Annotated in this window: 15 protein-coding genes and 1 pseudogene; 3 read left to right on the top strand and 13 right to left on the bottom strand. The window is 72.3% G+C overall.

All coding sequences use genetic code 11. The annotated features are described in order from the left end of the window. Nucleotides 1–21: 21 nt before the first annotated feature. The gene (locus tag ACWC24_RS01595) at nucleotides 22–1,494 is read right to left on the bottom strand and encodes an FG-GAP repeat domain-containing protein (protein ID WP_450660801.1); all 1,473 of its coding nucleotides are present in this window, start codon (nucleotides 1,492–1,494) and stop codon (nucleotides 22–24) included. Nucleotides 1,495–1,845: 351 nt separating this feature from the next. Between ACWC24_RS01595 and ACWC24_RS01590 the strand changes: the two genes are divergently transcribed. Together ACWC24_RS01590 and ACWC24_RS01585 are read left to right on the top strand one after the other, a co-directional pair. Beyond that, nucleotides 1,846–2,448: an acyltransferase gene (locus ACWC24_RS01590; RefSeq protein WP_450660800.1), complete on the top strand. Its 603-nt coding sequence runs from the start codon at nucleotides 1,846–1,848 to the stop codon at nucleotides 2,446–2,448. A gap of 144 nt (nucleotides 2,449–2,592) precedes the next feature. Beyond that, on the top strand, nucleotides 2,593–4,827 hold the full coding sequence (locus tag ACWC24_RS01585) for a glycosyltransferase family 4 protein (RefSeq protein WP_450660799.1): 2,235 nt from the start codon (nucleotides 2,593–2,595) through the stop codon (nucleotides 4,825–4,827). 142 nt (nucleotides 4,828–4,969) lie between these two features. Here the strand turns inward: ACWC24_RS01585 and ACWC24_RS01580 are convergent, their stop codons facing one another. The 12 genes from ACWC24_RS01580 to ACWC24_RS01525 all read right to left on the bottom strand — a co-directional run bounded on the left by ACWC24_RS01580 (nucleotide 4,970) and on the right by ACWC24_RS01525 (nucleotide 22,898). Continuing rightward, nucleotides 4,970–6,376, bottom strand: a complete 1,407-nt coding sequence (locus ACWC24_RS01580; protein ID WP_450660798.1) for a glycosyltransferase — start codon at nucleotides 6,374–6,376, stop codon at nucleotides 4,970–4,972. Between the two features lie 17 nt (nucleotides 6,377–6,393). Continuing rightward, nucleotides 6,394–6,966 (bottom strand): hypothetical protein, encoded by a 573-nt coding sequence (locus ACWC24_RS01575; RefSeq protein WP_450660797.1) that lies wholly within the window; start codon nucleotides 6,964–6,966, stop codon nucleotides 6,394–6,396. Between the two features lie 9 nt (nucleotides 6,967–6,975). Beyond that, a complete protein-coding gene (locus tag ACWC24_RS01570; RefSeq protein WP_450660796.1) occupies nucleotides 6,976–8,181 on the bottom strand; it encodes a glycosyltransferase in 1,206 nt (401 codons plus the stop codon). A 113-nt stretch (nucleotides 8,182–8,294) separates the two neighbouring features. Continuing rightward, nucleotides 8,295–9,401, bottom strand: a complete 1,107-nt coding sequence (wecB, locus tag ACWC24_RS01565; RefSeq protein ID WP_450660795.1) for a non-hydrolyzing UDP-N-acetylglucosamine 2-epimerase — start codon at nucleotides 9,399–9,401, stop codon at nucleotides 8,295–8,297. A 135-nt stretch (nucleotides 9,402–9,536) separates the two neighbouring features. Next, a complete protein-coding gene (locus tag ACWC24_RS01560) occupies nucleotides 9,537–10,820 on the bottom strand; it encodes a nucleotide sugar dehydrogenase (RefSeq protein WP_450660794.1) in 1,284 nt (427 codons plus the stop codon). Between the two features lie 9 nt (nucleotides 10,821–10,829). Next, the gene (locus ACWC24_RS01555; protein WP_450660793.1) at nucleotides 10,830–12,500 is read right to left on the bottom strand and encodes a glycosyltransferase family 2 protein; all 1,671 of its coding nucleotides are present in this window, start codon (nucleotides 12,498–12,500) and stop codon (nucleotides 10,830–10,832) included. A gap of 122 nt (nucleotides 12,501–12,622) precedes the next feature. Next, nucleotides 12,623–13,600: a Gfo/Idh/MocA family protein gene (locus tag ACWC24_RS01550; RefSeq protein WP_450661036.1), complete on the bottom strand. Its 978-nt coding sequence runs from the start codon at nucleotides 13,598–13,600 to the stop codon at nucleotides 12,623–12,625. A 44-nt stretch (nucleotides 13,601–13,644) separates the two neighbouring features. Further along, entirely contained in the window at nucleotides 13,645–14,760 is a 1,116-nt protein-coding gene (locus tag ACWC24_RS01545; protein WP_450660792.1) for a DegT/DnrJ/EryC1/StrS family aminotransferase, read from the bottom strand. Between the two features lie 393 nt (nucleotides 14,761–15,153). After that, complete coding sequence (locus ACWC24_RS01540) at nucleotides 15,154–19,374, bottom strand: Rne/Rng family ribonuclease (RefSeq protein ID WP_450660791.1); 4,221 nt, start codon at nucleotides 19,372–19,374, stop codon at nucleotides 15,154–15,156. A 274-nt stretch (nucleotides 19,375–19,648) separates the two neighbouring features. After that, the gene (locus ACWC24_RS01535; RefSeq protein WP_450660790.1) at nucleotides 19,649–20,425 is read right to left on the bottom strand and encodes a TIGR03936 family radical SAM-associated protein; all 777 of its coding nucleotides are present in this window, start codon (nucleotides 20,423–20,425) and stop codon (nucleotides 19,649–19,651) included. A 48-nt stretch (nucleotides 20,426–20,473) separates the two neighbouring features. After that, complete coding sequence (locus tag ACWC24_RS01530) at nucleotides 20,474–21,679, bottom strand: hypothetical protein (protein WP_450660789.1); 1,206 nt, start codon at nucleotides 21,677–21,679, stop codon at nucleotides 20,474–20,476. A 103-nt stretch (nucleotides 21,680–21,782) separates the two neighbouring features. Then, nucleotides 21,783–22,898, bottom strand: coding sequence for a glycosyltransferase (locus tag ACWC24_RS01525; protein ID WP_450660788.1), 1,116 nt, complete (start codon nucleotides 22,896–22,898; stop codon nucleotides 21,783–21,785). A 337-nt stretch (nucleotides 22,899–23,235) separates the two neighbouring features. Here ACWC24_RS01525 and ACWC24_RS01520 point away from each other — a divergent pair. Then, nucleotides 23,236–23,922: pseudogene (locus ACWC24_RS01520) on the top strand (collagen-like protein); the annotation flags it as partial.

Here is a 23,922-nt window from a genome sequence, read left to right as displayed (position 1 = left end):
ACCCGACGGCCGTACGAGAGGTCAGCGGACGGTCGTCCCGAAGGCGACGCCGGTCGCCGGGATGCCGCCCTCGCCGGGCTTGAACGTCTGGGTCGGTGCACCGCCCGAGGCGACACCCCAGGGGAATCCGTAGACCGCCTGTCCCGCGGCCGGGCCGTAGGGCGTGCCCACGTACAGCAGGGAGGGGGTGGCCGCCAGCGAGAGGCCGGTGAGCATGCGCGGCGCGGGGCCGGACGGGATGCCGGAACCGGGTTCGAGCCACTGGTCGGAGGCGCCGGGCGCGCCCACCAGCGGGACGATCTGGACGCCGCCCTGCTCCGGGTTGTCCTCGGACGACTCCTCGCCGGGCACGCCGATCGCGAGCCGGGTGTTCGTACCGGTGGAGGTGGCGTTCGGGGAGGTGTTGACGGCGGCGAGCCGCTTGCCGAAGAAGTCGCCGGCCTCCGCCTCCTGGTCCACGTCCGTGGTGTTCTGGTCGATCCAGGCGGTCTCGGTGAAGGTGCCGTTCGCGGCGAGCCGGAAGACCTGGACGGCGCCGGCGTCGACGGTGGTCGACAGGTCCTCGCCGGGGACACCGACCGCGAGCAGCGACTCGGTGGTGGAGGTGGCGCCCGCGGCCCGGTAGGGGACCATGGCGAGCGCGGCGCCGAACTGGTCGCCGACCTCCTCGGCCCCACTGATCGCGTCCTGGTCCTGACCGAGTCCGCCGAGCGGCTTCGGACAACCTGAGGTGAGGGTGTGGCTGAAGTAGGCCACACCGCCCGCGAAGGTCGTGGTGCCGAGCGCCTCGCCTGGCGTGCCGACCGCGAAGTGGGTCGGGGTCGCGGCGAGCGTCGAGCCGAAGCGGTCGTCCTGTTCGACGACTCCGGGAACGGCGCCGGCGGTCTCGGTGTCCTGGTTGACGCCGACGACCGTCTGCGCGGTGCCGCTCACGTAGTAGAAGGCGCCCGCGTCCTCGATGGTGCCGATCGACTCGCCGGGGACGCCGAACAGCAGGTACGGCGTGCCGGCCGAGGTCTTCCCGGCCGCGACCGCGTAGCCGAGCCAGTCGTCGGTCTCCGCGGTCGAGCCCGGCATCTTGGCGCTGCCCTGGTAGAACTCCGTCACGGCCTTGCTGCCGGCGCCCAGGCCGGCCGTGGCGCCGTAGATCACCTGCACCAGACCGGAGCCGGGCGCGGTGCCGATGGCCTCGTAGGGGGAGCCGACCACCAGGTCGCTGCAGCCGTCGAGGTCGGCGTCGTAGACGGCCAGGGCGAAGCCGTACTGGTCGTTCGTCTCGGGAGTGCCGGGTATGCCGTCGGTGGCCTGCGAGAGGGCGAGGGTGCCCTTGCCACCGCCGTAGACGACGTGCACGAGGCCCGCCTTCGCCACGCCGTCGACGGTCGCCTCCGGGTCGGCGATCGCCGTGTCCCGGATGCCGTCGCCGTTGAAGTCGGACTCGACTCCGGACGGGCACGCGGCAGCGGCGGCGGCGGGTGTCCCGCCTACGCCCACCCCAAAGACAAGTAATGCACCTGTCACGAAAGTGACAGCAGTGCGCCGCCACGTCATCCCTGCCTTATACACAGATCACCCGTAGCTAAAGATGGCTTAAAGAAGGTCAAGGAATCTTTTCTTCACGTGAAGTGCACATGCAATACCGATCGGCTTCCCCAACCCATGACATGAATCACAGGCGTCCCATGTGTAACTCACAGATTCCGCTCGGCAGTTGACGCGCGAGCCTGCCGACGCGCGCGAACACACCCGGCACCCCGTCGGGGGCCGCCCGGCACCGCCCCTGCTCCGGTCCGGGCCGCGCCCCGTATGCTCCCCACGCGAAGCCAGACACCGAAAGGCAACGAAGTGAACTACAGGGTCCAGCCCAGCGCCCAGGTCGACGAGTCCGCCGAGATCGGCGCCGGGAGCAGCGTCTGGGACCTCGCGCAGATACGCGACGGCGCCCGGCTCGGCGAGGGCTGTGTGATCGGCCGCGGCGCGTACGTCGGCTCGGGCGTGCACATGGGCGACAACTGCAAGCTGCAGAACTACGCGCTCGTCTACGAGCCGGCCGAGCTCGGTGACGGTGTCTTCATCGGCCCGGCCGTGGTCCTCACCAACGACCACAACCCCCGCTCCGTCGACCCCGAGGGCAAGCAGAAGCGCGGCGGCGACTGGGAGGCGGTCGGCGTGAAGATCGCCGACGGGGCGTCGATCGGAGCGCGGGCCGTGTGCGTCGCGCCGATCACCATCGGGCGCTGGGCGATGATCGCCGCAGGTGCCGTCGTCACCAAGGACGTGCCCGACTTCGCCCTCGTCGTCGGTGTTCCCGCGCGACAGGTCGGCTGGGTCGGCAGGGCCGGCGTCAAGCTGGTCGGGCACGCGACCGAGGCCGGGCTGTGGGAGTGCCCGCAGACCGGTGCCCGGTACGAGGAACAGGACGGCGTTCTCGTCGAGCGCCAGGACTGACGCCGCCGCGGCCGTGTGCCTGGGTGGTATGCGGCCTTAGGTAGGGTGGTCGCGCCGCGCTTCGTCTCCATACCCATACCCGTGAGGACGCATTGTGTCGTACGGGCGCGCGGCACGCAGGCGAAAGGGCGAAGGGGATCCCAGATGAACAGCCACGTGCTCTATCTCGCGCTTGGCACCTACCGGATACGGGCTGCGCGCGAACAGGTGAGGGAGCTCGCGTCCGCAGGTTCCCGGGTCTCCCTGGTGGCGCTGGACGCTCCCGAGTGGGGTGAGGCCCTGGCCGAGCTCGGCGGTCTGGACGGCGTGGACGTCGTCCGGGTCGCGCCCGACAAGGACGGCAGCGCGTGGGCCTCGGCCAAGAAGCTGATCGGTGACAGGTCCGGGCCGTTCGCCGAGGCCGACACCCTCGTGGCCGGCGACGCCCAGGCACTGCCGGTCGCCTGGCTGGCCAAGCGCCGTCGGCCCGGCCTCGAGCTGCGGCTGGAGCCGCACGGCGCCGAGCGCACCGTGGAACCGGCCGACCTGGCCGTCCTCACGCCCTGGTACCCCTCGCCGAACAACCCCTACGCCGGGTCCTTCGTCCAGGCGGCCACGGAGGCCGTGGCCGGTCACTTCGGCCGGGTCAGCGTCTTCCACACCGAGGACTGGGCCGGCTCGGCGCCGCAGCCTCTCGGCGACGCGATCCGGGTCACCACCGAGCGACTGCGGGAGCGGTCCGCCCTCGGTCACGTCCTGGACTCCGCCGAGGGCACCGTCGTCCGCGTCCCGGTACCGCTCACCCGCCGCAAGAACTACGCCCCTTGGGTCGAGGCCCAGGTCGAGGCGCTCCGCAGCGCCCTGCCCACCGGCCGGATCGAGGCCCCGGTCGTGCACGCGCACACCGGCATCTACGGCGGTGTGCTGGCGCTGCGGCTCGCCCGCCCGGACGCGCGCGTCGTGGTGACCGAGCACTCGAGCTTCCTGGACAAGGTGTTCTCCCAGGCCGAGGCGGAGCAGCTCTACGGCCAGATGCTGGACCGCGCCGACGCGGTCATGTGCGTCGGGTCCGCCCTGCGCGAGCAGATCGTCGCGCGTTTCCCCCAGCACGCCGACAAGATCGGCGTCGTACCGAACGCGGTCTCCCTGGACCGATTCACGCTGGGCACCGCCTCCTCCCCCGAGCTGCTGCGCTGGCTGTACGTGGGCCGCCTGCTCAAGCAGAAGGGTGTCCACGAGCTTCTGGAGGCGTTCGCGATCGTCGCGGCCGAGGAGCCCCGTGCCACGCTCACCCTGGTGGGACAGGGCTCGGCCGAGGAGGAGCTGCGCGAGCGGGCCGGGGAACTGGGTCTCGGCGACGACCGCCTGCGCATCCTCCCGGCGGTCTCCCCGGATGCGGTGGGCCCGCTGATGCACGAGCACGACCTGCTGGTGCACGCCAGCAAGTCCGAGACGTTCGGGATGACCGTCGTCGAGGCGATCGCCTCCGGGCTGCCCGTGCTGGTCACTCGCTGCGGCGGCCCCGAGGAGACGATGGCCGGCCTCGAGCCGGCGGCCGGCGCTCTGATGGACGTCAGCGACGATCCCCGGGTCATCGTCGACGCCTACCGGCTCCTGCGCGACCGTGCCGACGCACTCGACCCGGTCCGGGCCCGTGCGGCGCTCGAGGCCCGGGTGGGCCACCGGACCGTGGGCAAGCAGCTCATCGAGGTGTACGAGGGCGCCCTGGCGCCGGTGCCGCAGGCTCCGGCCGCCGAGTCCGCGGCCGAGTCCGCGGCCGGTGGGCGGGCCGTCACCACGGGCGACCGTGTCGCGGTCTCCTCCTCGGACGAACCCCTCGGACGGGCCGTGGTCCTCGCGCTGACGCCGGCGAAGCCGCGCCGCATCGTCGACTTCGCCAACAACCTCGTCGCGAAGGGCGTCGAGGTGACCGTCGTGACCGCCCACTCGCCCAAGCCGTGGGGTCGGCTGAACCTCGATCCGAGCGTGTCCGTGCTGAGTGTCGAGGACGCCGAGAAGAAGCTGCGCATCCCCCGCGCCGAGCGCCTTCTCGTCTACCGCGCGCCCCGGGCGGTGCTGCGCCGGGCGCGGCAGATCGCCGCGAAGAACCGCGAGGCGATCGGCCCCGAGCTGGCCGTCGCGAGCGTGCAGCGGGCCCACACCAAGGTGGCCAACGCCTTCCACAAGAAGGTCTTCAACCGCGGCTACAAGGAGGTCCGGCCGCAGCTCCTCGCCCGGATCACCAAGCGGCGGGTACTGCCGGATCTCGGCCTGGACCTGGTGGACCACGTGTTCGTCAGCGACATCAACTCCACCGTGACGGGCTGGAAGTGGGCCAAGTCGCATCCGCACCTGAAGGTCACCACCCGGCTGGACCCCTCCGTGTACGACACTCAGTGATCTGATGGGAAAGGGCCCCGGCGAGGACGCCGGGGCCCTTTGCCCTTGGCCCGGCGTCCTCGCCGGGGCCCGTACACGCACGAGGACGCCCGGCCGGGATCTCCCGGCCGGGCGTCCTCGTGCATACGGTCTCGCGGCCCGGTCAGCCCGCCGCGGAAGGCGACACGATCTCCCGGAGGCGCTGCTCGAACGGGGCCAGCGTCGCCTCGCGTGCGTAGGTGTCCGCGTGCCGCCGCGCGGCCGCTCGCTGGTCCGGTGTCAGATCACGTGCGGCCTTGCCCGCGGCCACCATCGACGCGGCCAGTTCGTCCACGTCGAGGCTGTCGGCGTTGAACCACAGGGGATATCCTTCGAGCACGTCCTGAGCGGCGATCCCGGGCTGGTGGACCGACACGATCGGGTGGCCGAAGGCCATGTACTCGAAGATCTTCCCGGAGGTGACGTACTTTCCGCCGCCCGCGAGGAAGACCAGGACGTCCGCCTCTTCGTAGACATTGCCGACCTCGGTCTTGGAGACGGGGCCGCAGTAGCGCAGACCGGTGTCCTCGACGCCCTCGGGACGCGGTCCGTCGTCGAGGCCCAGGCGGACCTTGAGCGCCCTGGGGCTCTCCTTGAAGAAGCCGAGATGCCCGTGGATCTGCAGTTCGGCGTCCTCCAGGTCCGGGTGGCGCCGGGCGATCTTGAAGGCTTCGGCCATCTCCTCCACCGGCTGCTTCACCGTGAGCGTGCCGAGGTAGGCGAACTTCAGCGGGGCGGGCCGCTCCTCGCCGGTCGTCCCGGCTTCGTCGGCGGCCGTCTCCACGGCCGTCTCCACGGCCTTCTCGACGGCTTCGGGCAGTACGTCCGCGTCCCAGCCGTTGGGCACGACCATCATGCGGTCGGCCACCTCGGGGTAGCGCTCGGCGTGCCAGCCGCGCAGCGCCTCGTTGACGAAGACGGCCGCGGAGGCCTTGTCGAGCATCCGCTTCTCCCACGCCCAGGCTATGTGCTTCTCGGGGAAGGCCGGCGCGTCGTGGAAGAGGTCGAGCGTCCAGGAGTCGCGGTAGTCCATCACGTACGGGACGCCCGTGAGCTTGTGGAACATCCAGGCGGCGCCGAAGGAGGCGAAGGGGTTGCCGGTGGCGATCACCACGTCGAAGCGCTTCTTGGTGTGCAGCTTCAGCGCCCGGGTGACGGACGCCCACGCCCAGGACGAGTAGCGCTCGGGAAACAGCTTCGTCTGGCTGAAATCGTGGATCCGCTTGGCCACCAGGGGGAAGCTGCGGCGCAGCCAGCTGTACTCACGCAGGTCGTGCTGCCAGGCGTACTGGTTCAGCGACGGGCGCTCGACCTGGATGCGGGGGTCGACGGTCTTCGACAGCTCCTCGTCCACGGAGCCGATCCGCTCGTGGAGGAAGTCGAGCGGGGCCGTGCAGACCGTGACGTCCCAGCCCCGCTCGGCCAGGTGGTTGGCCGTGGCCCGGGCGCGGTACACGCCGCTCGCCCGGGACGGGGGAAAGTAGAACGCCAGGTAGAGCACACGGGGGCGCCGTTCGCTACGGTTCTTCATCAATCTTCCTCGGTTGGTCAGCGAGCGGCTGAGGGCTGCAGGGGCACGGCAACGGGTGACGGTACGACAGAGTCGACGCTGTAGCAGACACGCGGGGTTCCCGGGTCGCCGGCGTTCCACGACGCCATCAGCTCCACCGCGGGCCGCACCGACAGGGCGTCGGTGACCACGACGAGGTCGGGGCCGCCCTGCGGGCCGAAGCAGCGCTGCACCATGCGGGACCCGGCGGTGGGCCACACCCTGCGGTGCAGCGGCATCAGGACGCGGCGGTGCACCCGGTCGGCCACGCTCTTCTCGTACTTCCTGAGTGCCCGCTGGGTGCCGGCGCGCAGCCGGCCGCGGCCGAGGGCGCCGGCCACGCGGCGCGGGCCCCGGTAGAGCACGGCGCGCTCCAGGCGGCGCGGCAGGTGGCGGGCCTCCAGCTCGCCCCGCGTCATCAGCTTCACGCCCGGAGCGAAGGTCTGGGACGCCCAGCGCTTCTTGTCGGCGACCAGGACGACGGCCCTGCCGCCCGCCGCGGCGACGGCCGCGGATTCTTCGACCACGGCCCGCTTCCGCGCGGCGCCGAGGGCCAGGAACAGTACCTGCATGTCACTCCATCACGGGGAGTCGGGGAACCAGAGTCGGTAGTGCGCCTGGGCCACGGCGTCGTAGCCGTAGTCGGCGTCGAGCTTCGCACGGGTGCGCCGGAGGTCCAGCTCACCGCCGAGGAAGCGGGCGCGCAGGCGCCGGTAGCCGTCGCTGATCGACTCGGGGTTCTCTTCCACAGGAACGAACTCGCCCGCAGCGTCCTCGATGCCGGCGAAGATTTTCTCGGGTCCGCCGCAGCGGGTGACGAGCAGTGGCAGGCCGGCGGCGACGGCCTCGACGACCGTCATGCCGAAGGTCTCGTACCGGCTCACGTGCACCAGCAGGTCGTGCTCGCGCATCAGCTCCAGCGCCTGCTCGTGCGGGATGGAGCCGACCAGCGTGACCGCGTCCTCGAGCCCGAGTTCGGCGATGAGCTCGACGACCGGCCGGTGGCTCTCGCCTTCGCCGGTGAGGGTGAGGGTGAGCGAGGGATCCTCGGCGTGGCACTGGGCGAACGCCTCGACCAGCAGGGGGACCCGCTTGCGTTCCGTGAGGCTGCCGACGTAGAGCCACTTGGTGAGGTCCTTCACCGGCCCGGGACGCGACTCGCCGAAGGAGATGGGGTTCGGGATCCGGCCGATCTTGTCGACGCGGTGCGGGAAGCGGTCCTTGAGGATCTCGGTGATCGTGTCGCCCACCACGAGGAACTTGGTGACACCCGCCAGGAGTTCGTCGTAGCGCTCGACGGCCTCGGGGTCCTCCAGGACGCTCTCCAGGTACGACGCGTGCTCGGTGACGAAGACCTTGGCGTCGGGCCGGGCGTTCTTCAGGGCGGCCCAGCCGCTGGGGAGTCCCACATGGGCGTGGACGACGTCCGCGGGGATGGGCTGTCCGCCGAGCAGGCTGCGCAGCTGGCGCTCGTGGTTGAGCGCCTGGGCGGCCCAGCCCTGGCCGCGCGGGGTGGTGACGGGGAACTGCACGAGTTCGGCGCCGCCGGCGGTGGGCACCCGGTGCACGGCCCGTGCCATCAGCTCGGCGTTGGCCGCTTCGACGGCCGCCGTCGCCGCCTCGCCCATGGGGGCCACCCACGGGTCGCAGTGGTACACGGTGAGGTTGTCACAGCCTGGTGCCGTCGCCTCGACCATGGCCCTGACGAACGACCCTCGGAAAGGCAACTCCCGCGTGGGATACCACGGTGTGACCACGGCCGCGTCACGGGATGCCGCCTGATTCATATGACTTCCTTATGAGATTGCACGGTGATGCACCACTTTATCAACGACCTTGTGGTGCGCCGGTGTCCGGACGGGCCCGGACACCGGTCACCATGAAGACCGAACGCGACCGGTCAGCCGTCGGTCCGGGCCGGGCGCTGCCGTTCCGCGAGGATGCGGACGACGTTCTGCGCGGCCCTGCCGTCACCGTACGGAGCGCCCTTGTCCCCGGCCGGCCCGGGACGGGTCACCGTGGCGGCCCACTGGTCGGCCGGCAGCTCGTGCGGGTCGGGGACGAGGGTGTTCCAGCCGGTCTCGACGGTCTCGACCCACTCCGTCTCCGGACGGATCGTGGTCGTGACGCGCTCCAGCAGGAACGCCTCCTTCTGCAGGCCGCCGGAGTCGGTGACCACGCCCGAGGAGGCCAGCACCGCGGCGACCAGACCGGCGTAGGGCAGCGGGCGGCCGACGTGGACCGAGCCCTTCGCCAGCTCGATGCCGTGCTGCTCGGCACGGGCGACCAGGCGCGGGTGGGCCAGCAGCGCCACCGGCAGCGGCAGCGCGGCGAGCGAGTCGACTATCGCGGCGAGCCGCCCGGGGTCGTCGGTGTTGTCCGGACGGTGGATCGTGGCCAGCAGGAACGGCTTCTCGGGATCGATGCCCTCGGGAAGCGCCGGCGCCGCGTGCTCGCCCGCGAGCACGGCGTCCCGGATGCGCAGGCAGATGTCGACCATGACGTCGCCCGCCAGCACCGAGCGGTCCTTCAGGCCCTCGTCGCCGAGGTGCCGCATGGCCTCCTCGGTCGGGGCGAGCAGGACATCGGCGCAGTGGTCGGTGAGGACCCGGTTGTGCTCCTCCGGCATACGGCGGTTGAAGGAACGCAGGCCCGCCTCCAGGTGCGCGACCGGCAGGTGCATCTTCACGGCGGAAAGCGCGCCCGCGATCGTGGAGTTGGTGTCGCCGTAGACGAGGACCCAGTCGGGCTGCTCCCGCTCCAGGATCGGGTCGAGGGCGGCCAGCACGGCTCCCGTCTGCGCTCCGTGGCTCCCGGATCCCACCCCGAGGTGGATGTCCGGGTCGGGAATTCCGAGGCCCTGGAAGAAGACGTCGGAGAGGTCGGCGTCATAGTGCTGCCCGGTGTGCACGATGACGTGCTCGTGCTCCGTCTCGGCGAACGCGGCCGCGATGGGCGCCAGCTTCACCAATTGCGGGCGGGCACCGACGATGCTGATGACTTTCACTGGGCACTCTTCTTCTGATCGGGTCGGTGGAGGACGGACGGAATCACAGGCTCGGGGCGCTCTGCCTCCCCGTCCGCCCGGTGCCTGCGGACAGGACGGCACCGGGCGGGACGGAGAGGACGCGGTTCAGGTTCTTCAGCCGCCGATGACGACCCGGCGGACGCCCTTCCAGGCCTCCGGGTCCGTGGTGCGGCGCCCGTCCACCAGAACGGTGACGTCCGGCAGGTCGGCCGGGGTCAGGGTGCGGTACTCGGCGTGGTCGGCCTGCAGGATCGCGGCGGTGACCGTCTCACCGGCGTGCGGGGTCAGCCCGTGCGCCGCCAGCTCCTCGTCCGTGTACATCGGGTCCGAGACGAAGGGGACCGCGCCACGCGCCTTGAGCGCCTCGACCGTCGGGAAGACGCCCGAGAACGCCGTCTCCTTCACGCCGCCGCGGTAGGCCGCGCCCAGCACGAGCACGTTCACCCCGGTCAGGTCGCCGTACGCGGCGGCCAGCAGGTCGACGGCGTACTGCGGCATCGCGGCGTTCGCCTCACGGGCGGAGCGCACGACGGTGGCGGCCGGGTCGTTCCACAGGTACATCCGCGGGTAGATCGGGATGCAGTGGCCGCCGACGGCGATGCCCGGCTGGTGGATGTGGCTGTACGGCTGCGAGTTGCAGGCCTCGATGACCTTCTTGACGTCGATGCCGTTGCTGTCGGCGAACCGGGCGAACTGGTTCGCCAGACCGATGTTGACGTCACGGTAGGTGGTCTCGGCGAGCTTGGCGAGCTCGGAGGCCTCGGCCGTGCCCAGGTCCCACACGCCGTTGGCCTGCGGGAGGTCGTCGCGCTCGTCGAAGTCGAGGACCTGCTCGTAGAACGCGACGCCTCGGGCCGCCGACGCCTCGTCGACGCCGCCGACCAGCTTGGGGTAGCGGCGCAGGTCGGCGAAGACGCGGCCGGTGAGGACCCGCTCGGGCGAGAAGACCAGGTGGAAGTCCTCGCCCGCGGTCAGGCCCGAGCCCTCGGCCAGCATCGGCGCCCAGCGGGTGCGGGTGGTGCCGACCGGGAGGGTCGTCTCGTACGAGACCAGCGTGCCGGGCTTGAGGCCCTGGGCGATCGCCTTGGTCGCCGCGTCCATCCAGCCGAAGTCCGGGGTGCCCTCGGCGTCCACGAACAGCGGGACGACCACGACGACGGCCTCGGACTCGGCGACCGCGGACGCGGTGTCCGTGGTCGCGCTCAGCAGTCCGGCGTCGACGGCCTGCTTGAGCTTGACGTCGAGGTCGTGCTCGCCGGGGAACGGCTCGATGCCGGCGTTGACGAGCTCGACGACCTTCTCGTTGACGTCCGCGCCGATGACCCGGTGGCCCTTGGACGCGAACTGCACGGCCAGCGGAAGCCCGATCTTGCCGAGCGCTACTACACAGATGTTCATGATCGGTCGTTACTTCCTCTTGGAACCGGGGCGGGACTTCAGTCGCCGGGCGAGGGCCGGCTTGAGACGACGGCCGAGGGCCGACTTCACCCGGGACAGCAATGGCTTCCTCGGCGGGTACATCTGGGCCGTGTCGATCACCACACGCCCCTTGGGGTTCACCAGGGCCGACGCCCGGTACGGGTCCGCATAGGAACCCCACCGGCGTGCCAGCGGCATGGGCTCGCCCTTGCCCTTCACAGGGATCTCGTACGTCGAACCGGCGACGTCCAGGTACACCCGGACGCCCCGCTTGACGGTGCGCTGCCGGAGCGGCACGCGGGCGTGCAGCACGGTGGCGGCGCCGTCCTCGGCGGGCTCCCGGGTGAGGGTACCCTCCGTCTCCGGCAGGCTGTGGCCGGCGGGCAGTCTGCGTGCCCCGGCCTTGTCCGCCGACTTGGGCATGGCGCCCTCGGCCAGCCGCAGGACGGCGTGGTCCACGTCACCGAGGACGGGCACCCGCACCGACGCGGTGTAGGTGATCTGCTCGCCCGTCTGCTCCCACGCGGAGGCGAGCAGCCGGGTGCCGTTCGCCAGCCGTCCGGGGACCGCCTCGCCCACGAGTTCGTAGACCCGGTCGGGCACGTCGACCAGCGGGCTGCGGAAACCCGCGTAACGGGCGTAGGCACGGTCGCCCTCGACGACGAACGGCGGTGCGCCGTTCTCCTTCTCCGAGGTGATCGCCTCGCACAGTTCGTCCACCGCGCCGGCCCGGGCCAGGGCGATGCGCACCCGGCGCTTGACGTCCATGGCGTCGCGGATGCCGTCGGTGAAGTACGCGTCGGCGAGCCGGGCGATGCCCGCGCAGATGTCGCGCCGGAGTTCGCGCTCCAGCGCCGGGAAGTCGTCCTGGACGAGCTTGGCCAGCTCCCAGGTGAAGTGCCGGCGCAGCACGGCGTCGCGCTCCGGGCCCGCCTCGATGAGACCGGCGGTGAAGTCCATGATCTCGGCCGTGCACCGCAGCCGCGCCAGATGGTCGGCGCGGTAGGTGATGTTGCTGGCGTCGCCGCGCTTCACCGCGTAGTAGCAGGTGTAGTCGGCCACCACCGAGATCTTCTTGGCGCGCACGCACGCCTCGATGGTGAACGGCTGGTCGCTGCCCACCGGGAGGTTCTCGGGGAAGCGCAGCTTGTACTGCTCCACCAGGTCGCGCCGGAACAGCTTGGTGTTGGCCAGGGTCCACGGCAGGGCAGAGTCGGTCAGACCGACGTCCGGGTTGCTCTCCTTGTAGAGCGCCTGGTGGACGTAACGCCCGTTGGTGCCGACCATCTTGCCGACGACGACGTCCGAGCCGTGCTTGTCGGCGCAGGCCACCATGCGCTCCAGGGCTTCCTTGCCGAGGTAGTCGTCGGAGCCGATGAAGTAGACGTAGCGGCCCGTGGCGATGTCCAGCGCGCGGTTGCTGGGAGCCGCCGGGCCGCCCGAGTTGGCCTGGTGCAGCACCTTGACGGTGTCCGGGTACCGCTCCGCGAAGCGGTCGAGCTCGGCGCCGCTGTCGTCGGTGGAGCCGTCGTCGACGGCCACGATCTCCAGCCGTTCCAGACCGATGCTCTGCCCGATCAGGGAGTTCAGGCACTCCGTCAGGTACGGCATCGTGTTGTAGACCGCGACGACCACACTGACGTCAGGTGCGGTACTCATGTTTTCCGGCTCCTGGTCTCCATCAGCCGTCGAGCGGCTGCGCGCTGGAAGGAAGGACTCACGAAACGGTGGAGCTCTCGGGCGCGGTGCCCGCCCGGCGGGGTTCCGCCGGTGTGTCGTGCTCAGCTGCCATGGACGGCCAGGTCCTCCGAGACGAGCGAGACGCTGCGGTTCTCCAGCGCCGACTCGAGCACCGCCGCCGCGATCTCCACCGTCCGCGTTCCCTGGCGCAGGGTACAGATGTCGGCGGCCTTGCCGAGCACCGCGTCGCGGAAGAGCTCGTGCTCGACGAGGAGCGGCTCACGCTTCGGGATGGCGTAGCGGATCATGTCGCCCTCGGAGACGCCGCGGAAGGCCTGGAGGGCCTCCCACTCCGTCGCCATCGCGGCGTTGGAGTGGAACGTCAGGTCGGCGGTGAGGGTGTCGGCGATGAAGCAGCCGCGCTCGCCGGTGACCGAGGTGAAGCGCTCCTTGAGCGGGCTCAGCCAGTTGACCAGGTGGTTGACCATGGTGCCGTCGTCCAGGCGGCCCACCGCGGAGACCATGTCCTCGTGCGCGCGACCGCTCTTGGAGACGGTGTGCGCGGCGATGGAGACGTACTCGCGACCGGTCACCCAGCCGGTGAGGTCGATGTCGTGGGTGGCGAGGTCCTTGACCACGCCGACGTCCGCGATGCGGTGCGGGAAGGGGCCCTGGCGGCGGGTGACGACCTGGTAGACGTCGCCGAGCTCGCCGGCCTCCAGCCGGGCGCGCAGCGAACGCAGCGCCGGGTTGCACCGCTCGATGTGGCCGACGCCGGCCACCAGACCGCGCGACTCGAACGCCTCGACGAGACGGCGCGCGCCCTCCACGGTGTCGGCGACGGGCTTCTCGATCAGCGCGCAGACACCGGCCTCGGCGAGCTGCATGCCGACCGACTCGTGCAGACCGGTGGGGCAGGCCACGACGGCGTAGTCGACGCCCAGGGCGATGAGCTGCTCGACGGTGTCGAGGACCGGAGCGCCCTGGGCGGCACCGAACTTGTCGCCCATCGGGTCGACGACGCCGACGAAGTCGACGCCCTCCAGACCGGCCAGGACACGGGCGTGGTGACGGCCCATGGAGCCGAGGCCGACCAGTCCGGCCCGCAGGGTGCGCTCGGTGGTCACAGCTGCTCCCCCAGCGCGTTGACGGCGGACACGATGCGCTCCAGGTGGTCCGCGGACAGACCGGGGTGGACGGGCAGCGAGACGACCTCGGCGGCCGCGCGCTCCGTCTCGGGCAGGTCCCAGGTTCGGCCGGCCTTCTGGTCCGGCTCCCAGTACGGCTTCAGCCGGTGGATCGGCGTCGGGTAGTACACGGCGTTGCCGATGCCGGCCTCGGTCAGGCTCGCCATGGCGGCGTCGCGGTCGCCGCGGATGCGCACGGTGTACTGGTGGAAGATGTGGCGGGCGCCCTCGGCGACGCTCGGCGTCACCACGTTCGGCGCGCTGATGTGCTCGGTGAGGTACGCGGCGTTGGCGATGCGCTGCTCGGTCCAGCCGTGCAGCTGGGTGAGCTGCACCCGGCCGATGGCTGCGGAGACGTCCGTCATGCGCACGTTGGCGCCGACGATCTCGTTGGCGTAGCGCTGCTCCATGCCCTGGTTGCGCAGCAGGCGCAGGGTCCGGGCGACCTCCGCGTCGGCGGTGCTGATCATGCCGCCTTCGAGGCTGTGCATGTTCTTGGTCGGGTAGAAGCTGAACGTGCCCGCGTTGCCGAAGGCGCCGACCGGCGTTCCGTTCAGGGCGGCCGCGTGCGCCTGGCAGGCGTCCTCGACCACGGCGAGGCCGTGCCGCTCGGCGATGGCCATGATCTTGTCCATGGCGGCGGGGTGGCCGTAGAGGTGCACCGGCATGATCGCGGCGGTGCGCGGCGTGATGGCCGCCTCGACCGCGGCCGGGTCCAGGCAGAAGCTGTCGGCCTCGATGTCGGCGAAGACCACGTCGGCGCCGACGAGCCGCACCGCGTTGGCGGAGGCCGCGAAGGAGAACGACGGGACGATGACCTCGTCGCCGGGGCCGAGGCCGAGGGCGAGCAGCGTCAGGTGCAGCGCGGAGGTGCCGGAGTTGACCGCGACGCAGTGGCGGTTGCTCACCACCTCGGAGAACTCCGCCTCGAAGGCCGCGACTTCGGGGCCCTGCACGACGCGGCCGCTGCGCAGCACGCGTACGGCGGCCTCGATCTCCGCCTCGCCGATCACGGGCCTGGCGGCGGGTATCAACTCTTGGGCGTCGCTCATCGACTCCCCCTCCTTCATCAGTGACCTCTAGGGCGCACCACGTTTGTGCACGGGTCGGGAAGGGACGGTGTCGAGCGTGGCACGTCCGCATCCCTGGGAAGTTCGTTCGCCCTGTCTTGCGAGGGCGAACATCTCCCACGAGGCCCAGCCCCGGGGTACCTCGTGTGGTCTACGGCCCACATGTCACCAGCTGCCGAGTCCACTGTCACGTTACCAGCAGAGATGCAAATCTTTCCCTCAGGGTTACGACAGGGAAACCAGCGGTTGAGGTGCTATCCATCACAGGATTCACAAAGCGTTACCGGAACGACCTCCGACCGCAATGGACGACGAAGGAGCGCGGGACACCGACGTCCGTCTCGGTGTCCCGCGCTCCGTCGACGCGCTACGGGGTCAGTCCTCCGTCGTCGCCGAGACGGACGGCGAGGACTGCTCGGCCGCCACCGTCGTCTTCTTGGCGGCGGTCTTCTTCGCCGTCGTCTTGGCGGCCGTGGCCTTCTTCGCCGTGGCCTTCTTGGCGACCGTCTTCTTGGCGACCGTCTTCTTGGCCGCCGTCTTCTTGGTCGCGGCCTTCTTCGCCGTGGCCTTCTTCGCCGTCTTGCGGGCGGCCGCCTTCTTGGCCGGAGCCGCCTGCGCGGCCTCCTCCGCCTCGGCCTCCGCGCCCGCCTCCACGGCGGCCTCCATGGCGGCCTCGACGGCTGCCTCGGCGGTGGCTTCCGCGGCGGCCGGGACCTCGGCGACGAGCGCCTCGTCCGCCGGGGCCGACGCGACGACCGTCACGGCCGCCTCCTCGGACGCCGTCGGGGCGGTGGCCTTGCGCACCGCACGGCGCCGCGGACGGGCCGGAGCGGCACTCTCGGCGGGCGCCTGCGGCTCGGGCTCGGCCTGCGCGGCCGGCTGCTCCGCGGGAGCCTCCTGCGGCGCGGCCTCGGCGACCGTCACCACGGCGGCCTCCGCCCCGGCGGGCGAACCGGCCGGCGCGGACACCTTGCGGGTGGCACGACGACGCGTACGCCCCTGGGGAGCGGCCTCCTCGACGGCCGGGGCCTCGACCGCCGGCGCCTCGGCGGCGGGGGACCCGACGACCGGGTCCTCCACCGCGACCGGCTCGGCCTGCGCGACGGCGGCCGGCTCCGGCATCACCGGGGACTCGGCCACGGCCGCGAACTCGGCCTCGGTCTCCTCCGGCTTCGGCTCCGCGGCCCTCGGCTCCGCGCCGCGCCCGTTGCGGCCGCGCGGTGCACCGGCCGGGGCCGAGGCCCGCCGGCTGGTCCGGCGCCGGGAACGGCCACGGCCGGCCGCGGCCTCCGCCTCGGCGATGCTGCTGTACAGCTCCTCGTCGGGCGCGAAGTCGGGCGCGGGCAGCGCGATCGGCTCGGCGACCTCGGCGACGACCTCCGCCTCGGCCTCCTGCTCGGCCTCCTGCTCGACGCCCTCGAAGGCGACCGCCTCGTGCTCGTGCTCGTGGCCCTGGCCGTCACCGCCACGTCCGCGCTTGCGGCGCTTGCCGCCGCCCCCGAGGGCGGTCGGCTGCTCCATGTGGACGATGACACCGCGCCCGTTGCAGTGGACACAGGTCTCGGAGAAGGACTCCAGCAGGCCCTGGCCGACCCGCTTGCGGGTCATCTGCACGAGCCCCAGCGAGGTCACCTCGGCGACCTGGTGCTTCGTACGGTCCCGGCCCAGGCACTCCAGCAGGCGCCGCAGGACGAGATCGCGGTTGGACTCCAGGACCATGTCGATGAAGTCGATGACGATGATGCCGCCCAGGTCGCGCAGCCGCAGCTGGCGCACGATCTCCTCGGCCGCCTCCAGGTTGTTCCTGGTGACGGTCTCCTCGAGGTTGCCGCCCTGGCCGGTGAACTTGCCGGTGTTGACGTCGACGACGACCATCGCCTCGGTCCGGTCGATCACCAGCGAACCGCCGCTGGGCAGCCAGACCTTGCGGTCCAGCGCCTTGGCGAGCTGCTCGTCGATCCGGTAGGTGGCGAAGACGTCGACCTCGGAGGTCCACCGCGACAGCCGTCCGGCCAGGTCGGGCGCGACGTGCGAGACGTAGCCGTGGATGGTGCCCCAGGCGTCGTCGCCGCTGACGACGACCTTGGAGAAGTCCTCGTTGAAGATGTCGCGCACGACGCGGACGGTCATGTCCGGCTCGCCGTACAGCAGGGTCGGGGCGTTGCCGCTCTTCGCCTTCTTCTGGATCTCCTCCCACTGCGCCTGGAGCCGCTCGACGTCACGGCGCAGCTCGTCCTCGCTCGCGCCCTCGGCGGCGGTGCGCACGATGACGCCCGCGTCCTCGGGGACGATCTTCTTGAGGATGGTCTTCAGCCGGGCCCGCTCGGTGTCGGGCAGCTTGCGGCTGATACCGGTCATCGAGCCCTCGGGCACGTACACGAGGTAGCGGCCAGGGAGGGAGACCTGGCTGGTGAGGCGGGCGCCCTTGTGGCCGATCGGGTCCTTCGTCACCTGGACGAGGACCGACTGCCCGGACTTCAGGGCGGCCTCGATGCGGCGCGGCCCGTTGGCCATGCCGAGCGCCTCGAAGTTGACCTCACCGGCGTACAGGACCGCGTTGCGGCCCTTGCCGATGTCGATGAAGGCGGCCTCCATCGACGGCAGCACGTTCTGGACCTTGCCCAGGTAGACGTTGCCGACGTACGAGGTGGCCTGCTCCTTGTTGACGTAGTGCTCGACGAGCACGTTGTCCTCGAGGACGCCGATCTGGGTGCGCTCGCCGCTCTGGCGGACGACCATCACGCGCTCGACGGCCTCACGGCGGGCCAGGAACTCGGCCTCGGTGATGATCGGCACGCGTCGACGGCCCTGCTCGCGGCCCTCCCGACGGCGCTGCTTCTTGGCCTCCAGGCGGGTCGAGCCCTTGATGGACTGCACCTCGTCGGACGGCTCGGCGGGCTTGCGGGGCTCGCGGACCTTGACGACCGTGCGCTCGGGGTCGCTCTCGCCGGACTCGGGCTCGGCCGAGGCGTCACCGGCGCGACGACGACGGCGACGGCGGCGACGGCTGGTGGAGCTGGAGCCGCCGGCCTCCTCGTCGTGGGCGTCCTCGGCCTCCTCCTCGGCGTCCTCCTCGGCCTGCTCGGCGGTGTCCTCGGCGTCCTGCTCGGCCTGTTCGGCGGCGAGCTCGTCGCTGTCGGCGTCCCCGGGCTCGCCACGGCGACGGCGACGTCCGCCGCGCCGACGGCGACGGCGCGAGCCGGTCTCCTCGGTCTCGTCGCCCTCGTAGCTCTCCTCGACTCCTTCGGCCTCGGCCTCGTCGCTCTCCGCGGTCTCGTCGGCCTCGTCGGCCTCGACACTGTCGTCCCGGGCGGTGACGCCGGTGGCCGGCGCGGCCTCGGGCTCCTCGGGGGCGGCGCCCCGGCGGCGGCGACGGCGCCGCGGACCGGTCTGCTCCTCGGCGGACGCGGGGGCCTCGGCCGGCTCCGCGGCCTGCGCCGTGGTGGCGGCCTCCTCGGCCTCCTCGGCCTGCGCGATCTCCTCGGCCGCCTCGGCGGCGGCCTGCGCGGCGGCCCGCTCGGGCGTCTGGAACCGCGGCTCGGTGAAGACGGGCGCCTGGAACACGGCGACCGCGGGCCGGGCGGGCCGGCGCGGGGCGTCGGACTCGGCGGCCTTGGGCCTGGCGGGCTCGGAGAACCCGATCGCGGCCTGGCGCACGACACGGCGGCGACGGCGCGGACCCGCGTCCTCCTCGGCCGGCGCCTGCGCGGCGGGAGTCTCGGCGGCGGGCGCGGTCCCGGCCGGTGCCTCGACAGACGTCTCGGCGCTCTCGGCGCTCTCGGCGGGAGTGGTCACCCGGCGCGTGGCACGACGGCGGGCCCGACGCGGAGCGGCCTCGTCGGCGGCGGACTCCGGCTCGGCGACCTCCACGGCCTCGGCGGCCGGGGCGGTGGTCCCCGCGGCGGGCGCGGCCTCGGCCGGCTCGACGGCGGCCGGCGCCTCGGCGGGCGCGGACACCCGGCGGGTGGCACGACGGCGGGTACGGCCGACGGGCTCCGGCTGCGCCTCGGCCTCGGCCTCGGCCTCGGGCTCGGCCTCGACGGCGGCGGTCACCGGCGCGGTCGGCTGCACGATCTCCTCGGCCGACGCGGAACCGGCGGGCGCGGTCACGCTGCGCGTGGCCCGGCGGCGGGCACGGCGCGGCGCGGGCTCCTCGGCCGGCGCGGCGGGCTCCACGGCCTCGGCCGCGGCGGTCCCGGCGGCCGGTTCGGCCGCGGCGGGTACGACGGTCTCGGCGGCCTCGGCGGCGGCCGGAGCTCCGGCGGGCGCGGACGCACGGCGCGTCGCGCGACGACGGGCGCGGGGGGCGGGCGCGGCCTCGGCCGCGGTCTCTTCGGTCCCGGACTCCGCCGTCACGACGACCACCTCGGCGTTCTCGTCGGCTTCTTCGTCCTTGGCCACGTCGGCCACGGGTTCTGCGGCTTCTTCCACGGCCTCGACGGCCGGTACGACCGGCGTGGCGACCTCGGCCGCCGCGGTCGGCGGACCGGCCGGGCGGGAAGCCGCACGGCGCCGGCGGCGCGGCGGCAGGGTGTCGCTGGGGGTGTCGGATGCGGAATCCTGCACGGACTCCGTCGATTCGGTCGGCTCGAGCATGCGGGCGTTTCTCCCGTCAAGGCTCCCGGGCGCCGCGCCTGGTCCGGCGTCGACCATGTCGATCGCCGTTGACGTCCGCGGCTCGCGCAGTGCGCAAGGGCCGCCGTCCGGGGCGCGGGCGCCGCACGGGAACTCTCTGTGTCCTGTCTCGCCGGTTCCGTACGCCGAATGCGTACGGCCTGGCGAAAGTCTTGTGGTCGGTGCGCTGCCCGACCCAGGTGGCTCCCGAGTACGAGGGCGGCGCTACGACGTCCGTCCCTTCGCGGGACCTTCCCTACAGCGGCGCCTTCGCGGCGGCAACGGCGCCGGCCGTGGGGGGCTCGGTCGCTGCTGCCTCGCGGTCGGGCGCGAGCGGGTCGGTCACCGTGCCGGTCTCTTCATCGAGCAGCCCCTGCGCCAGCCTGGTCACCGCTGCGGGGACCGGCGGCGCCAGGTCGGCCACGGCGCGGAGACCGGACAGGACGTCGTCGGGTCGTACGGCAGGCGTCACGTGCCGAACAACCAGCCGCAGTATCGCACAGGGCCGGTCGGTAGGCCTATCAGCCTGTGCATCGTGCGGTTCCACGCTCTCCAGGCTCGCGACCGCCGGGCGCGCGTCGAAGGTGCGCATGCCGTTCTTGGCCATGCGCTGGACCTCGACGGTCCCGGCCGAGGTGAAGGCCTCGACCGCACGCTGTGCGTCCGCCGGTTCCACGCCGTCGAGCCGCAGCTCCCACACGGAAGCCGTCAGCCGGTCGGCGAGTCCCGACGTACGCGCCTCGACCGCGTCGACGATGTCGAGCCCGTCGGGCAGGGACTCGTCGAGGAGGGCGCGCAGCGTCTGCGGATCGCGGGTCGCGGTGAGCGCGATCTCCAGGTACTCCGCCTCACTGCCGGTGCCGGTGGGTGCGGCATTGGCATACGACACCTTCGGATGCGGCGTGAAGCCGGCCGAGTACGCCATCGGCACCTCGGCACGGCGCAGCGCACGCTCGAAGGCGCGCTGGAAGTCACGGTGGCTGGTGAACCGGAGGCGGCCGCGCTTGGTGTAGCGCAGTCGGATGCGCTGCACCGCGGGTGCGGGCGGCGGGCCTTCGGGCTGTCGCTTGCCCAGTGTCGTTCAGTCCTTCGTGAGAGCCGTCGTACTGCTACCAAGAGTACGTGTCTCGCGGCCCGAGGGTTCCCGCCGGGGCATCGCCTCCGGCCGCCGGGGCTCGCCGAAGAGCGCCCGCCGGACGTCGGCGCGGGTCTGCCGTACCGAGTCACGGGCGGCGGCCAGCGCCTGGCGCACCGGTTCGCGGACGGCGGCGTACGTCTGCCGGACGGCGCGCCCGACCTCGCGCGCGGCCGCGGCGGCGGGCCGCAGCACGGCGTCCCGGACGAAGTGCCCGACCGGGGTCAGCACCGCCCGGTACACCCGGCGGACCGGCTCCACGAAGATCCACCGGAAGAGGGTGCCGAGCAGCCGCCCGACGGCGAGGGAGACGTGTCCGGCGATCCGCCAGGCGTGCTCGAGGGCGTCCCCGACCTCGCGGGCGACGACGGCGAGGAACCGGCCGAGCGGACCGAGCACCCATCGCCACAGGGCGAGGGCGGGCAGCACGAGCAGCACCCGGGCGATCCAGTACAGGCAGAACCCCGCCCCGGCGACGACCGCGCCCGCCAGCCAGGCGGCCCCCCGCCCCACCGGGGCGAGGATCCACCTGTATGTCCACACCGCGGGTACGACGACCAGGTACCGCACGAGCCACACCGCGCCCGCGCCCACCCCGGCCGCGAGGCCGGCCAGCACGAGCCCGGCCCCCCGCAGCACCCACACCGCCGCGCGTCCGGCCGGGGTCAGCGCCTTCGCGTACACCCAGGCCGCCCCCGCGCCGATCCCCCGCAGCAGTCCGACGAGCGCACGGCCCATCGGCGTCAGCAGGTACCGGTGACACCACAGGGCCGGCCCGACGACGAACGTCCTGCCCAGCCAGCCGAGCGAGACCGCGAGCAGGTTCCCGAGCCGGGCGAGCCCGGCGGCGAGCAGGTTCCCGGCCCAGGCGAACCCGGCGGCGACGGGTACGACGACATACCGCCACAACCCCACCGCCGGCCACACGAACAACATCCGGCCCACCCACAGCAGTGCCTGGCCGAGCGGCCGCAGGACGGTGCGCCGAAGGAAGCGCCCGCCCACGACGAGCGCGTCCCACGCCATCCGCACCGGCAGGACCAGCACGAGCGCGACGATCCGCACCGGGATGCGGATCGCCACGACGAGGCAGCCCTCGGGGTCCTGCTGCCGCTGCGGCACCCCGCGCGCGGACGGTTTCTCCAGCTCCATGCCCGTACAGACGCACGAGAGGCCCGTACGGATGCCGTCGCACGGCCCTGCGTACCGGACGAGTCCGGACGGGTCCGGACGGAACGGGGCGGCTCCCCGCGTATCACCTGCGCCGGGCGGCCTTCCCGGCGCGCGCGGCCTTGGGTCCGCGCGCGGAGGCGGGCGCGGGTACGGCGACGACGTGCGCGGCGGCGAAACCCCGGTTGATCTCCGTCTGGTCGCGGATGGCCCGGGGCAGGTCCGGCATCGCGAGCAGCCGGTCGCAGGCCCGGACGGAGTCGGCGTACTCGCCCACCCAGTAGGCCGTGATGGAGAACTCGAAGAGCAGGCCCCAGCGGTACACCCAGGACCTGGTGAAGAGCAGGTCGTCCGGCTCCGGTCGGCCGACGACCTGGCAGAGCAGGGCGTGGGCGGTGCGGTAACGGCCCTTCAGGCGCAGCCGTGACGCCAACTCGTAGCAGGCTTCGAGACGTTGGGGGCGGGATTCCCAGGCGCGGGAGAAGGTGTCGATCGCGCCCGGCCAGTCGTCGGTGCGCTCCGCCCGGAGCTGGCCGGCCTCCAGGAGCGAGCAGTAGACCTCCTCGGCCCAGCCCCCCATGGCGGCCCGCCGCTCGTACAGGGCGATCGCCTCCTCGCTCCGCCCGCGGTCCCGTTCGGTGTTGGCCAGGTAGAAGACGGTGCGCGAGTTGCCGGGGTCGCGCTCGAGCTCGGCCCGCAGCAGTCGGGCGTCGCGCTCGAACTTGTCGCTGCGGCAGCCGCCGTCGGCGTGGTCCTCGATCACCAGCGCGTCGAGGTTCTCCTGCCGGTCGGGCTCGTCGGTGCACGGGTACTCGTGGGTGACCCCCTCGTACCGCCAGGCCCAGTCGCCCCGCATGAGGTGCTTGAACCGGTGCTGGGTGCCGGGGGTGTCGTAGCGCAGCATGTACGAGCCCGCCGTCAGCCGGGGCAGCGGGGCGTCCTGGCGCATCACGTGGTCGGCGTCGAGGGTGAGGATGTAGTCGGCCCTGCCGCGGGCGTGCCGGATGTTCGCGGTCCGGTTGTGCCCGAAGTCGACCCAGGGCTCCTCGCGGAGTTCGCCGGGGATGCCGTCCAGCACCTTGCGGATCAGTTCCTGGGTGCCGTCCGTGGAACCGGTGTCGGAGATCACCCAGGTGTCGATCAGATGACGTACGGAGCCCAGACACCGTTCGATCACCCGGGCCTCGTTCTTGACGATCATGCAAAGGCAGAGGGTCTGCTGCTTCACGGCTTCACCTGTCCGTCTCCGTGCGGGTCCGTCCGCTCCCGCCTCCCTGTGGACGTCAACGTGACACAGCCGCCGCACCCCGCCGTCGCTCCACGCGGAGACGGCCCGCAACGCTCCCCGAACGGCCGCGTTCCAGGCCGGACGAGTGACCGCGGGCAAACAGTGCCCCATCCGCACGCATGGGATTAGTCCGATTCAACGTAAAAAGGCGCGTCTCGTCCGCCGGTGCGCGTCGGGCCGTCAGGACACCGTCAAGCTCGCACCCGAGTTCGGTGGATCACCCGAACCGGTTGACACAAGGAGCGCACTGATGAGTCCTGAGCACAGGACCCCCTCGCGTCTCGGGCCCGTGGCCCGGATGCGGTTCAGAAAGGCGGGCATGCTCGCCTCCCTCACCCTCGTGATGGCGGCCAGCGTGGCCGGCCCGTCGGTCGCGGCGGCCAACAACGTCACCGACTCCCAGAGGACGTCGGTCAGCCTCGGCGGCGACAAGTGCAAGTCCGACCACAGGTCGCTGCCGGACGAGACCGCGGCCGAGGACGAGGAGATGGGGGGCGGCAACGGCGGCTGCAAGGGGCCGACGGGTCCCACCGGTCCGACGGGTCCGAGGGGTCCCAAGGGCGAGAAGGGCGACCGGGGGCCCAGGGGCCCCAAGGGCGAGAAGGGCGACCGGGGGCCCAGGGGTCCCAAGGGTGAGAAGGGCAAGCCCGGACACACCGGAGCCACCGGCGCCACCGGACACACCGGAGCCACTGGAGCCACTGGAGCCACCGGCGCCACCGGCGCCACCGGACACACCGGAGCCACGGGTGCCACGGGTGCCACGGGTGCCACGGGTGCCACCGGAGCGGGTGTCACTGGCGCGACCGGCGCTACCGGAGCCACGGGCGCCACGGGCGCGACCGGAGCGACCGGAGCCACAGGCGCCACCGGAACGGGCACCACCGGAGCCACCGGTGCCACGGGCGCCACCGGAGCCACCGGAGCCACAGGCGCC

The sequence above is a fragment of the Streptomyces sp. NPDC001443 genome (assembly GCF_053597355.1).
This window is presented reverse-complemented; position numbering and strand designations above follow the sequence as displayed.